The sequence below is a fragment of the Flavobacterium pectinovorum genome (assembly GCF_022802975.1).
Lineage (GTDB): Bacteria > Bacteroidota > Bacteroidia > Flavobacteriales > Flavobacteriaceae > Flavobacterium > Flavobacterium pectinovorum_B.
On record NZ_JAFEVZ010000006.1, the window covers coordinates 251,423 to 265,639 of the forward strand.

The following is a 14,217-nucleotide window of genomic DNA, read 5'->3' on the forward strand; positions in this document are numbered from 1 at the left end:
AAATCATGTTAAAAATTTTACAGAAACAATTGCGCTTCAAAAAAACTCCATATATTTGAGTACAAATAAATGTATTAAAACTATGAACTTCAATTCAAAAAATCCGTTTTTAAGCGACAAACGTTTTTCATCAAACGCTGTTTCTAAGGCTGAAGAAGTACACCAAGCACAAATTATTGATTATGATCAGGAAATGAGCATCTCGGGTACAATCAATAAAACAGCAATTTTATTTTTATTATTATGCGGTTCAGCAATGGTAACATGGTGGATGGCTTTTAATCAAATGAATCCGTTGCCATTAGCAATTGGAGGTGCGATTATTGGTTTTATTTTGGTATTAATTTCAGCTTTCAAACCTCAGCTTTCTCCTTATTTGGCTCCAGGTTATGCTATATTTGAAGGTTTGTTTATCGGAGGTATTTCTGCCATTTTCGAAGCTAAATTTCCCGGAATTGTAATTAACGCTGTTGGAGCAACTTTAGTCACATTTTTAGTTTGTCTGGGATTATATAAATTTAAGATTGTAAAGGTTAACGAACAATTCAGATCAGTAGTAATTGCAGCCACATTAGCGATTGCAACATACTATTTAATTTCGTGGATTGTATCTATGTTCACAAGCTTCACTCCTGTTCATCACGGAAATTCAATGATGAGTATCGGAATCAGTGTTTTTGTAATCATTGTTGCCGCATTAAACCTGTTTTTAGACTTTGACCAGATTGAAAAAGGAGTTCAGGAAAGAATGCCAAAATTCATGGAATGGTATGGCGCTATGGGATTAATGATTACCTTAGTTTGGTTGTACATTGAATTCCTGAGATTGTTATCAAAATTTGCAAGTAAAGATTAATTTCTTTTCCATTTAAAATATGAAAGCCTTTTTGTAATTCAAAAAGGCTTTTTTTTATGTAACTTATAATCAAAATTATCATTATCAAAAAGCGAATTTTAACTGCACTACAACCGCTTTTTTTTGTTCTGTATTCAAATTACTTAAGGATATTCCCAACAGCCTCACAGAGTTTTTCATACGTTCCTGATACAATAATTCTTCTACTGTTTCTAGTATCAAACTTTTATCCGAAATAAAATAGAGTAACGTTTTACTTCTGGTTTGCTGTGAAAAATCGCTGTACTTAATTTTAAGTGTAACAGTCTTTCCTGAAACATTGTATCTTTTTAATCGTTTTTCCAACGAAGCTGCAATTTTCTCAAGTTGTTCCAGCATAAAAATTTCCGAAGTAAGATTCACATCAAAAGTATGTTCAGAGGCAACAGATTTAGTATTTCGGGAAGGTTTGACTTCACTGTTATGAATTCCTCTAACCACATGGAAATAAAATTTTCCTGATTTTCCAAAGTATTTTTCCAGAAATTCCAGTGATTTGCCTTTTAAATCCAATCCTGTAAAAATGCCGAACTGGTACATTTTTTCTGTAGTGACTTTTCCGACTCCGTAAAACTTTCGAATAGGCAATTCTTCTAAAAAAGGAATTACCTCATCAGGATTCACCGTTTTTTGTCCGTTGGGCTTATTGTAATCGCTCGCAATTTTGGCTACGAATTTATTCACAGAAATTCCTGCTGAAGCTGTAAGACCAACTTCGTTTAAAATTCGTAATCGAATTTCCTGAGCCAATAACGATGCACTTGGATTTCCTTTTTTATTCTGCGTTACATCTAGATAAGCTTCATCAAGCGAAAGCGGTTCCACCAAATCTGTGTATTCATGAAAGATTTTATGAATCTTAGACGAAATTTCTTTGTAACGATCAAAACGAGGCCGGACAAATATAATTTCAGGACAATATTTTTTGGCCAAAACACCGCTTATGGCACTTCTGACACCAAATTTTCGTGCTTCGTAACTTGCTGCAGAAACCACTCCACGATTTTCTGAACCACCCACAGCGATAGGCTTTCCTCGCAAAGCAGGATTATCCATTTGCTCTACCGAAGCATAAAAAGCATCCATATCGATATGGATTATTTTTCGATAAATTGGAGTTTCAGACATGACACAAATTTAAAGAAGAACTGGCAAACTGAGCCATCAAAATTTATCAAATGTTTTTTATAGTAAATTGAAATTTTTATTTAATTCCTGATAACGACGTTTCTCCATGATCAAAAAAAGAAATAGCTACATTTGAAATATCTTAATAAATTAAGTATTAATTTTAATTATTAAAAAAAATACGGATAAAAAAAATAAAATAAGTTTTTTTACATATCTATAATTGAGAAAAATATTTTTATATATTTGCCATACAGAAATGAATTACACCAGACATTTGGTAAAGTGAATTGAAAATCACAAGCAGAAAAAATTAAATATCATGAAAGAAAGGCATGAGTTCTTAAGAAAGAAATCATAATGGACTCGGCATCTCTATAAATACTATCAGAAAACAAAAAACTCGCATAGAATAGATGCAAGTATTTTGGGTTCATGATGAACTATCTAAACCAAAAAACCAATTGACCAATTAAATCACCTTCCCAAGGTGATTTTTTTACTTTTTGAAATTACTGTTACAGGTAATCAATGAAGCAAGCTTTAAAGTAAAAAACTTTTAAATTTCACAATTACACAAATTAATATTGTTTAAAAAGTAAACCCGAATGAAAATTTTCATTCGGGTTTACTTTTTATGTTTACTTTTCAAAAAGACGTTTGAGAAGGTCAATAAAATTACTAAACCTCTAACCTAGCCCCGATAAGACTGGAAATCCTTTTGTGCCGGTGTTCGGCGCAAAAGATTACTTCACTTAATTCTTATTTTTTATTTGAGTTCAGTGAACTACGTTTAGAAGGAATAGCGTGACTGTTGGTGTTTGAAACTCAGCTATTCTGCCTCTAAAATTTATTCTCCCAACATCTCCATCAACTCCAAAGCTCTTCGGGTAGATTTTACATTATCGAAAGTCAGCAATAATCGTAGACCGTTTGGCGTTTGCTTTTCTTTCATGGTGCAAATATTACTGTGCGTTTGCACGAATTTAATCACTTTATGAAAACGCTTCGACTGGTAATAGTCAGACTGTTGATCGGAGACAAAATAACCAATCATTTTTCCTTTTTTCATCACCAGTTTTTCGATTCCGATGTTGGTTGCAATCCACTTGATGCGAATGCTGTTCATCAACGCATTGGCACGTGGAGGTATTGGCCCAAAACGGTCAATTAGTTTGTTTTGAAAGAGAACCAGTTCTTCTTCGTTTTTTACTGAACCTAACTCGTTGTACAAGCTCAAACGCTCAGTAACGTTATTGATATATTCATCAGAAAATAACAATTCAAAGTCCGTATCGATTTGAAGATCTTTTACATATTCCTTCGTTTCTACATCGTTCTCTTCCGGATATAAATCTTTGAATTCGTTTTCCTTTAATTCTTCGATGGCTTCGTTCATAATCTTTTGATACGTATCAAAACCAATTTCGTTGATAAAACCACTTTGTTCACCACCCAATAAATCTCCTGCACCACGAATCTCCAAATCTTTCATGGCAATGTTGAAACCGCTTCCGAGTTCACTGAATTGTTCCAATGCCTGAATACGTTTTCTGGCATCTTCGGTCATAGAAGAATACGGTGGACAGATGAAATAACAGAATGCTTTTTTATTGCTTCGCCCTACCCGACCCCGCATTTGATGCAAATCTGATAATCCGAAATTATTAGCATTATTGATGAAAATCGTATTCGCATTTGGAACATCCAAACCACTTTCGATAATGGTTGTAGCTACCAAAACATCAAAATCTCCGTTCATGAAACCTAGCATCAATTCCTCCAGTTTAGCACCTTCCATTTGTCCGTGACCAATTCCGACTCTTGCATTTGGAACCAAACGCTGAATCATTCCCGCCACTTCCTTTATATTTTCGATTCGGTTATTTATAAAGAAAACCTGTCCGTTTCGCTGAATTTCATACGAAATTGCGTCACGAATTACTTCTTCGCTAAAACCAACCACATTTGTTTCTATTGGATAACGATTTGGCGGAGGCGTTGTAATTACCGATAAATCGCGAGCTGCCATTAATGAAAACTGCAACGTTCTCGGAATCGGCGTTGCGGTTAATGTTAACGTGTCAACATTTGCAGCAATCGTTTTGAGTTTATCTTTTACGTTTACTCCAAACTTTTGTTCCTCATCGACAATCAACAAACCAAGGTCTTTAAAAACGACATTTTTATTGACTAATTGATGTGTCCCGATTACGATATCGAGTTTTCCCTCGGCTAAATCTTTTAAGGTTTGTGTTTTTTGTTTGGCAGTTCTGAATCGGTTTAAATACCCAATTGTTACGGGCATATCTTTTAATCGTTCCGAAAAAGTTCTGTAATGCTGGTACGCCAAAATCGTGGTCGGAACCAAAACGGCTACTTGTTTACTATTGTCAACGGCTTTAAAAGCAGCACGAATTGCAACTTCTGTTTTACCAAAACCTACGTCACCACAGACTAAGCGATCCATAGGGCGATCGCTTTCCATGTCGGCTTTTACTTCTGCTGTCGATTTGGTCTGGTCCGGTGTATCTTCATAAATAAACGAACTTTCTAATTCGTTTTGCAAATAACTGTCAGGCGCAAACTGAAAACCTTTCTCCAGACGACGTTTTGCATACAACTGAATCAAATTGAACGCAATATGTTTTACACGCGCTTTGGTTTTTTGTTTTAAAACTTTCCAGGCGTTGGAACCTAATTTATAGATTTTTGGTGGTGTTCCGTCTTTTCCGTTATACTTTGAGATTTTATGAAGCGAATGGATGCTTACATATACAATATCATTATCGGCATAAACCAGTTTTATGGCTTCCTGCGTTTTGCCTTCGACCTGAATTTTCTGCAAGCCGCCAAACTTCCCGATTCCGTGATCGATATGCGTTACATAATCGCCTACGGAAAGTGCGGTTAGTTCTTTTAAAGTGATATTCTGCTTTTTTGAATAGCCGTTTTTGATGTTGAATTTATGATAACGCTCAAAAATCTGATGATCGGTATAAGCTGTTATTTGATTTTCTTCATCAATAAAACCCTGATATAAAGGCAATACAATAGTATGATATTGTTTTCGAATATTCTCAGAATTGGCTTCATCTAAGCTTTCAAAAATATCATGAAAACGTTTTGCCTGCGTCTCATTCGAACAGAACAAATAATTAATATATCCGTTAAAATGATTTTCGCTCAGATTATTCAGTAACAAATCAAATTGTTTGTTGAAAGAAGGCTGAGGCTGAATATGAAATTCGAATTTTTTAGCTGTTTTATAAACCGGTTTTGATAATTCTACAACCGAAAAATCTAATGATCTTTTTATAAATGACGCCTGATTCAGAAATAATTGCTCCGGCGTGGCGTGTTTTATTTCTTTCGATAGTTTCTCAAAGGCTTCTTCTGCCCTTGCAAATTGTTTGTCTAACTGGCTAAAAAGCCCGTCAGTATTTTGGATAAAAATAACGGTTTTCTCAGCAATGTAATCTAAAAAGCTTTCACGGTTTTCCTGAAATATCTTGTTTTCGACATTCGGAATAATCGTGATTTTTTTGTGTGTTTCGACAGACAACTGTGTCTCGACATCAAAACTTCTGATACTGTCAACTTCATTACCAAAAAACTCAATTCGGTACGGATGATCGTTCGAAAAAGAAAACACATCTACGATTCCTCCACGAACCGAAAATTCGCCGGGTTCTGTAATAAAATCGACTCTTTTAAATTCATATTCAAATAAAACTTCGTTGATAAAATCGATCGAAATTTTATCGTTCAGAGCGACTTTTAATGTGTTTTTGTCTAATTGTTGACGCGTAACTACTTTCTCAAAAAGTGCTTCGGGATACGTGACGATTATAGCCGGTTTTTTACGGGAATTGATTCGGTTTAAAACCTCGGCACGCAACAAAACATTGGCATTATCTGTTTCATCAACCTGATACGGACGTCGAAATGAAGCCGGATAAAACAACACATCCTGCTCTCCGATCATTTGTTCGAGATCGTTCAAATAATAAGCTGCTTCTTCTTTATTGTCTAAAACAATCAAAAAAGGCAGTTCGGTTTTCTTAAAAACAGAACGGATGATAAATGAAACCGCAGATCCTAACAATCCGCTAAGATTCATTTTTACTTGATTTCCTTCCAGTAAATTGGCTGCAATCTGCTGTGCTTTCGGCAGATTGTCGTAAGTAGTATATAAGGCGTTTTTACTCAACTTTAGGCAAATTTTGTTGTATTGGAGGTACAGATCCTGAATTTGGAATCGCTCGTGCTGTATCTAACATTCTTAAAAAATCGGATTCCCCTTCTTCTTGCGGGATTTTACTTTTTTGAACAATTTTGTCCATTTGTCTTTGCAAAGACACCAATTCTTTGTTAATTTCTCCAATTAAAAAAGTAACTTTTTCATCGGGAATTTTATGTAAATGAATAAATAAATCCATCATTTTTACTTTGGTAATCAAAATGGAAATTCGGCTTTTAATTTGAGGCTGATCAAATTGTGCCGGTATATTATTGTTTAATGCCATTGCTTTTTTTGCAATAGCCGAAGATTTTTTCTGAAAAGCTCCGATTGTTTTCTTTGGTTTTCCGTCTAATTCTTTTAAAAAATCACGCCATTCACTCCAGGAAACTTCATTTTGCTCTGAAACTTCATTGATGGGTTCATCAATAAAAGACCAGCCTTTATTTATATTATTAAAAATAATTTCTTTCTTTTTTGCTTCTTTTTTATTTTCTGCAATGCGTCTTTCATTTTGATCCTGACACGAATTCAGCATAAAAATTAAAAGTAGAAAAAGAGCTATTTTGTATTTCATATAGGTAAAAATTTATTTTTTAATGGCAATTTCATTTGAAAAACATTAAGCTACAAAGTTACAAAGTAAATTTACAATTACGAATTCTGTTTTGGTGATAGAATCCAAAGATTAACATAAATTTTTCAGCCACAGATTAAAAGGATTAACACAGATTATTTCTGCTCAAAATTTGAAAATCATTATAATTCTTTTAATCTGTGAAAAAAATAAAATGCTACACCAAGCTATCAATTCAGGAATAATATAAAAATCTATCTTTATTATTACTGATTTTGTAATTTTAACCTATAAAAAGGATATTTATTTACGAAAACGTTATATTTGCAAGACTAAATTTTATTAAAATGAATCCAAAAATATTAATCATTGGTGCCTGTGGTCAAATTGGGACTGAACTGACTCAGAAACTGCGTAAATTATATGGGACAGAGAATGTAATTGCTTCTGACATTCGAAAATTGAATACGGATGTGGTTAATTCCGGACCGTTTGAAGTGATTAATGCTTTGGATTTTAACCAGATCGAGCATCTTGTAGAAGTGCATCATATTACAGACATCTATTTAATGGCGGCACTTTTATCGGCTACGGCTGAAAAAAATCCTGCCTTTGCCTGGGATTTGAATATGAATTCACTTTTTCATGTTTTGAATCTGGCGAAAGCCAAAAAGATAAAAAAGATATTCTGGCCATCGAGTATAGCCGTTTTTGGTCCCACAACCCCAAAAGAAAACACGCCACAATACACCATTATGGAACCTTCGACCGTTTACGGAATCAGCAAACAGGCAGGAGAAAGATGGTGCGAATACTATCATAATATTTACGGAGTGGATGTGAGAAGCATTCGTTATCCGGGTCTAATTAGCTGGTCAACTCCTCCTGGTGGCGGAACTACAGATTATGCTGTTGATATTTTTTATAAAGCTATTGCCGATAAAAAATACGAATGCTTTTTATCATCAGAAACTAAAATGCCGATGATGTATATGGACGATGCCATTGATGCCACAATCAATATCATGAAAGCTCCGGCTGAAAAAATCAAAATACATTCTTCATACAATTTAGCTGCCATGAGTTTTACTCCAACCGAAATTGCTGCCGAAATTAAAAAACACATTCCTGAATTTGAAATCACTTATAATCCTGATTTCCGTCAGAAAATTGCGGACAGCTGGCCGGCAAGTATTGATGATTCTGATGCAAGAGCTGACTGGAACTGGAACCATAAATTTGATTTGGAATCGATGACCAAAGATATGCTGGAGCATTTGAGGTAAATCGGAAATAAATAAAAATTAAAAATCTCGTTTAAAATTCATTCCTGAAAATTAAACGAGATTTTTTATTATCCTTAAATGAAATTTACTTCACTTCAAAAACATTATTTGCCGCTTTCACATCAGCCATTAATCCGCTTGGATCGATGGTGATTTTTTTGATTGCCGTTTTGTTTTTATCAATTGTAAAACTATAATTGGATTGTGCCCACGCCCAATCCTCTAAAACAGTTCTCTTTTCGTTTGGATTTGGATTTGGTTTGATGAAATTCATCATTCGTAACGGAATGTAGAACGTTTCAGAAGTTCCGTCTGTATAATCCACTTTTAAATCAATTGGCATCGGCATTCTGCCTATTCTTTCTAAAGTAACAGTTGTTTTTCCTGCATTATCAGCAACATCTTTAATTCCGTAATCAATAGTATTGGTTGTTTGTGCCCAATCTGTCAAATACCAGTCTAATTCTGCACCTGAAACTCTTTCGGCTGTTCTTTTAATATCATTTGGAGTTGGATGTTTGAATTTAAAATCATTAAAATACCTTTTTAAAGCAGCATCAACATTCTCTTTTCCAATTACATATTCCAATTGAGACAAAAAGATACTTCCTTTAATATATGACGAAATACTGTAAGGTCTGTTTTCGTCATAACGGTCGCCATGCGTAGTTTGCGATTGCTCCTTACCGGAATTTACTAAGCTGTAATAAGCCGCATAATTTGCTTTAAACGGATTTGAAACTTTTTTATCTCCGGCTAATTCATTCAAAGCACTGTCTTCAATGTAAGTTGTAAAACCTTCGTCCATCCACGGGTGTTTTGATTCGTTCGAAGCCAGAATATGCTGAAACCAGGAATGTCCTAATTCGTGAGTAGCGGTTCCTGTAATTCCTTCAAGCGTACCGTTTCCTAACATTAAAGTACACATGGCATATTCCATTCCGCCATCGCCACCCTGAATAAATGAATATTGTTTGTATGGATACTGTCCTACTTTCTGATTGTAGTAATCCATCACCTTCACCATTAAAGGTTCTAGTTGTTTCCAGTTTTCAGTAGTTTTTGGATTGTTTTTGTAAAAGAAATGCAAATCAACATCGTTTGGTCCTTTTACAATATCGTGTGTATATTCTTTGTCAGCTGCCCATGTAAAATCGTGCACATTTGGTGCGATAAAATGCCAGGTCAACGTTTTTGTTTTCTTTGGATAAACCACTTTTACGCCTTCATCCTCGTAACCATGACCGATGGAGTTTTTATCCTGTAAATATCCGGAACCACCAATGGTGTAGTCTTTATCAATGGTAATTTTTACGTCAAAATTACCCCAAACGCCGTGAAATTCCCTTGCAATGTAAGGATCAGCGTGCCAGCCTTCAAAATCAAATTCGGCTAATTTTGGATACCATTGCGACATTGAAAGTTCAACTCCTTCAGAATTATTTCTTCCCGAACGACGTACCTGTACCGGAACCTGTCCGTCAAAATCTAAGGTAAAAGTCGATTTTGAATTTGGTAAAATTGGTTTAGCCAAAGTTACTTCTAAGATTGTTCCCGAAACTCTTGTCTGAGCAACGGCACCATCTTGTTTGAAGTTTGTGATTTTTAAAAATCCAATTTCGTTTGGCTTCAGAGTTTCTATTCGGCTTTGTTTCGTCTCTTTACCGTCAGCTCCTTTTACCTTAGTTACCATTCTTCCGTCAGGATCTTTTATAAAATGAAGACGGGCATCCATTTCACTTCCAGGCTGAAAAGCATTTGGAAATAAATGATAAAAAACTTTCTTTAAAGTATCTGCAGAATTGTTCGTATAAACCAATTCCTGTTTCCCTTTGTATTGATAGTTTTTTACATCCATCGAAACCTCCATTTTATAATCGGCGTGTTGCTGCCAATATGGAGCGCTTTGTGCAAAAGAATTATGAAAACCAAAACTCAAAAAAGAAAGAAGGATAATTTTTTTCATTACGGTATTATTTAAAAAACTACAAGTTTACAAAAGTGATCTTGTAAACTTGTAGTTAGATTATTAAAAACGATAAATTTTATTTTTTAGACATTTTTTCAGCCATCAATAAAGCATTATAGGCATTCACCATTTTAGCCGTTTTTGATGATTCTGTGGCAGAAACTGCTTCTGGTTTCTCTTCACCTAAAACCACTTTTTCAGGAAGAGCCACTCCGGAATCCATTAAAATCTTTTTAACCTGAGCTGCTTTTAGCTTTGGATAATAAGAACGGATTAAAGCCGCAACTCCTGCTGCGTTTGGCGATGCCATTGAAGTTCCCTGCAGATATTTATATTTATTGTTTGGAATTGTTGCATAAATTTCTTCTCCGGGAGCAAAAACATCTACATTTATTTTTCCGAAATTAGAAAACCCGGCAATTACATTTTGCCCATAAGCCTTATTAATAGCCCCAATTGTGATTAGATTATCTGCAAATTCTTTAATATTATCTTCAGAATCATTTGGGTAATTAATATTTTTTGTTTCATCGATATTATAACCGTCATTACCTGCCGCATGAACAATTAAAACGTCTTTTTTCTTGGCATATTTTATAGCATCATATACCCATTTTTTTTGTGGAGAAAAGCTTTTTCCAAAACTTCCGTTAATTACTTTTGCTCCGTTATCTACCGCATAACGAATTGCTAAAGCGATATCTTTATCATATTCGTCTCCGTCAGGAACTGCTCTGACAGTCAGGATTTCAACATTGTTTGCAACACCGTCTCCGCCTAAATTATTACCACGAACCTGAGCAATAATTCCGGCAACGTGAGTTCCGTGTAATGCTTCTTCTTTATCTGGACCAAAAACAATATTGTTTCCGTATTTAGTGCTTTTAATATCTTCGGCATTATCCCCTAAAGGCTTTCTTCCGTCAAAATCCTTGTTTAAATTATAATTTAACTGATTATAAACATGCTCCCTGTAGTCCTCCAATTCAACTTCAGGATCAAAAGTTGGCCCAGCATTTGTAAAAATTTGTGTCATTACAGCTTTACTTCTCGCTACTTTTGGATCAGTAGAAGTGATTGTATTCAAATCTTCAACTTTATAAGTCGTTTTATTTAAAGCTGTTTTGATAGTTTTGTGTACATCTAATAAAAAATCTACCTGTTCTTTATCTTTTATGGCCTTGTCGTATTTTTCAGTGTACTGTGCCAAAGCGTTTTTATATTGCTCAGAACCGTCATCTCCTTTTTTAACAATACGGGTCATTTCAAGATTTTCTTTTACAACATCACCCAGAAAATTCCATCCGTGAATATCATCAATGTAACCATTTTTGTCATCATCGATTCCGTTTCCGGGGATTTCCTTTGGATTTGTCCAAATCACTCCCTGTAAATCTTCGTGTTCGATATCAACTCCTGAATCTACAACCCCAACAATTACTTTTTTACCTGTTTTTCCTTGTAGTAATTCTGCATAGGCTCTATCTACACTCATTCCCGGAATAGAATCTTTAATTAAATCAAGATGACTCCACCTTTTTAGTTCATTTTCAGTAACCGGTGCTTTTTTAACAACGGCCAAAGGAGCCGTAATAAATTCTTTTTGAGTTGAAACTTGCGCCTGCATAGTTGCGCCACAACCTGCTAAAACAAGTAATGTAAAAGCAGATAAATTGAGAGATTTTATATTACTCATGTACCTATATATAATGTAAAGTTAAAGATGGGACTAAATTATGCTTTTTTGTTACAAAAAACTAACCGTTAACAATGTGTTATGAATTTTGTTTCTGAAATCAATATTTTAAAATTAGCCTAAACAATTATGAACTGGACCTGTAACATTTATTAAATCAAGGAAATCACTTATAATTTGTATCATTGCAAATTGAAACTCTTAATGAAATTTATGAAAACAAAACTACTTTTTATTCTCTTACTGGCCAATTTTTCTATTTATGCACAATCTTCAGATATTCCGGATTATATCCCTTCGGATGGTCTTCTTGCCTATTATCCATTTAATGGAAATGCCGATGATGTGAGTGGAAATGGTTCTCATGGAACTGTTGTAGATGCTACGATAACGCACGATAGATTCGGACTTCACAGGAATGCTTACTATTTTAATGGAGAAAGCAGTTATATTGAAGCAGATGTACTTAACTATCCTTTGAAAGGAGGATCACGGACGATTACCGGATGGTTTCAGGCTGATAGTCCAGTTATATCCGAAGAAATGGATTTTTGTCTTTTAAATTATGGAAATGTATCTGATCCAAATTATTGGTTTAAAATCAGTTTTTATCGTAAAGGATATTTAGATATACAGTTTGACTCAAAAACTTTTCAATCACAGGACAATTACTTTAATAATGAGTGGACATTTTTTGCTATGGTTTTTAATGATGAAACTAATACCTTTTCATTGTACATAAATAATCAATTAAAGTTAAGCGGATCTGCTGATTTATATACAAATGGGTTTGGAAATCTTTTTAGAATAGGTAAAAATAAATCAAACAACTTTTTTGAAGGTTCAATAGACGACATCGGAATTTGGAACCGCATTTTAACCCCGCAGGAAATTACTACATTATATAATGCTCCAAAACCAATGTTTTATACACTAATTCCTGATCTTAATTTTGAAAACAAATTAATTGAATTGGGACTTGATGAAGATGCTCCAGACGGAAAAGTGTTAACTGATAATTTGGTATGGCAATCATCGTTAGACATTTCATCAAGCAATATTTCTGATCTAACAGGAATTGAAGCTTTTGCAGATTTGGCGATTTTAGAATGTCAGAATAATAATTTAACCACAATCGATATTTCTAAAAATAAATTATTGAGTAAGTTAAATTGTGCTAATAACAAAATTTCATCAGTAAATGTAGAAAAACACGAATACCTTAAAGAACTTATTGTATCAGATAATAAGTTAACAAGTCTTGATATAACAAAAAATGATTCAATTGTATCTATATCTGCACACCGAAACCTTTTAACTGCCTTAGATATATCAAACAATAAAGACTTAATTGATTTATACATTTCATACAATAAACTTTCTAAGTTAGATATTTCTAAAAATATAGTACTGGAAAATCTGGATGTAAGTGCGAATAGTCTAACCAGTTTAAATCTTAAAAATGGTAATAATTTACTTTTAGGAAATTCGGTGAATTTTACAGAAAACCCAAATTTAACCTGCATTCAGGTTGACGATGCGGAATATTCAAATACTAATTGGGCAACTTTTAAAGATGCAACTGCCACCTATAATACCAATTGCACTGTAGCATACATAACATTAAAAGACACTCATTTTGAGCAAAAATTAATTGATTTAGGAATTGATACCGACGGTTTAAACGGTAAAATTTCCAGTTCAGATATAAGTGCTGTTACTTCTTTAGACCTTTCAAACAGCAACATCACAGATTTATCTGGTATTGAAAATTTCACATCTCTGACAAATTTAGATTGCAGTAACAATCAAATAACAAATCTGAATCTTTCTTATAATCTTCTTTTGGAGAGATTGATTGCGTTTTCCAATCAAATTACGTCGTTGGATTTATCTAAAAACAGCAAACTTACAATTGTGTATGTTGTATCAAATCCTCTGGTATTTTTGAATCTGCAAAACGGAAATAATACAAACATGATTATACTCAATGTAACCGGGAAAAACGCTGCAAGCTACGCTACTTCTTTTCTTGGACTCAACCAGCTTGCCTGTATTAAAGTAGACAATGCCGCTTTTTCAAACACCAACTGGTCTAAGATTAAAGAGACTTCAACTACTTACTCTACAAGTTGTTCTTTAGGAATTGAAGATGCTGTTTTTGATAAAGTAACACTCTATCCAAATCCAACAAAAAACGAAGTTACTATTGCAAATATTTCGTTAGAAAAAGCAACCGTTTACAATACATTAGGACAATTGGTAAAATCTTTTACTTTGAACTCAGGTAATACTAACAATACAATCAGCCTCTCCGATTTACCAAAAGGAGTTTATTTTGTATACCTAATAAATAAGGATGCTGCTTCTGTTAAAAAAGTTATAGTAGAATAATATCAAATCGATTAAAATCAAAAATGCCG

At 34.0% G+C, this 14,217-nt stretch carries 8 protein-coding genes; 3 read left to right on the forward strand and 5 right to left on the reverse strand.

The window, feature by feature from the left end:
• The first annotated feature begins 82 nt into the window (after positions 1–82).
• A complete protein-coding gene (locus FLV_RS11130; RefSeq protein ID WP_243233865.1) occupies positions 83–856 on the forward strand; it encodes a Bax inhibitor-1/YccA family protein in 774 nt (257 codons plus the stop codon).
• Between the two features lie 84 nt (positions 857–940).
• Here the strand turns inward: FLV_RS11130 and dinB are convergent, their stop codons facing one another.
• The 3 genes from dinB to FLV_RS11145 all read right to left on the reverse strand — a co-directional run bounded on the left by dinB (position 941) and on the right by FLV_RS11145 (position 6,843).
• Positions 941–2,023: a DNA polymerase IV gene (gene dinB, locus FLV_RS11135; protein ID WP_243233869.1), complete on the reverse strand. Its 1,083-nt coding sequence runs from the start codon at positions 2,021–2,023 to the stop codon at positions 941–943.
• 850 nt (positions 2,024–2,873) lie between these two features.
• Positions 2,874–6,236, reverse strand: a complete 3,363-nt coding sequence (gene mfd, locus FLV_RS11140) for a transcription-repair coupling factor (protein WP_243233876.1) — start codon at positions 6,234–6,236, stop codon at positions 2,874–2,876.
• On the reverse strand, positions 6,229–6,843 hold the full coding sequence (locus FLV_RS11145) for a hypothetical protein (RefSeq protein ID WP_243233878.1): 615 nt from the start codon (positions 6,841–6,843) through the stop codon (positions 6,229–6,231). The genes mfd and FLV_RS11145 overlap by 8 nt, the downstream gene beginning before the upstream one ends.
• Positions 6,844–7,190: 347 nt before the next feature.
• On the opposite strand from FLV_RS11145, the gene FLV_RS11150 reads away from it, so the two are divergent.
• The gene (locus tag FLV_RS11150; RefSeq protein WP_243233880.1) at positions 7,191–8,129 is read left to right on the forward strand and encodes an L-threonine 3-dehydrogenase; all 939 of its coding nucleotides are present in this window, start codon (positions 7,191–7,193) and stop codon (positions 8,127–8,129) included.
• 85 nt (positions 8,130–8,214) lie between these two features.
• Here FLV_RS11150 and FLV_RS11155 read toward each other — a convergent pair whose 3' ends face one another.
• Positions 8,215–10,095, reverse strand: coding sequence for a M1 family metallopeptidase (locus FLV_RS11155; RefSeq protein ID WP_243233885.1), 1,881 nt, complete (start codon positions 10,093–10,095; stop codon positions 8,215–8,217).
• 79 nt (positions 10,096–10,174) lie between these two features.
• Positions 10,175–11,794: a S8 family peptidase gene (locus FLV_RS11160; RefSeq protein ID WP_243233886.1), complete on the reverse strand. Its 1,620-nt coding sequence runs from the start codon at positions 11,792–11,794 to the stop codon at positions 10,175–10,177.
• 213 nt (positions 11,795–12,007) lie between these two features.
• On the opposite strand from FLV_RS11160, the gene FLV_RS11165 reads away from it, so the two are divergent.
• A complete protein-coding gene (locus tag FLV_RS11165; protein WP_243233899.1) occupies positions 12,008–14,188 on the forward strand; it encodes a LamG-like jellyroll fold domain-containing protein in 2,181 nt (726 codons plus the stop codon).
• Positions 14,189–14,217: the final 29 nt, after the last annotated feature.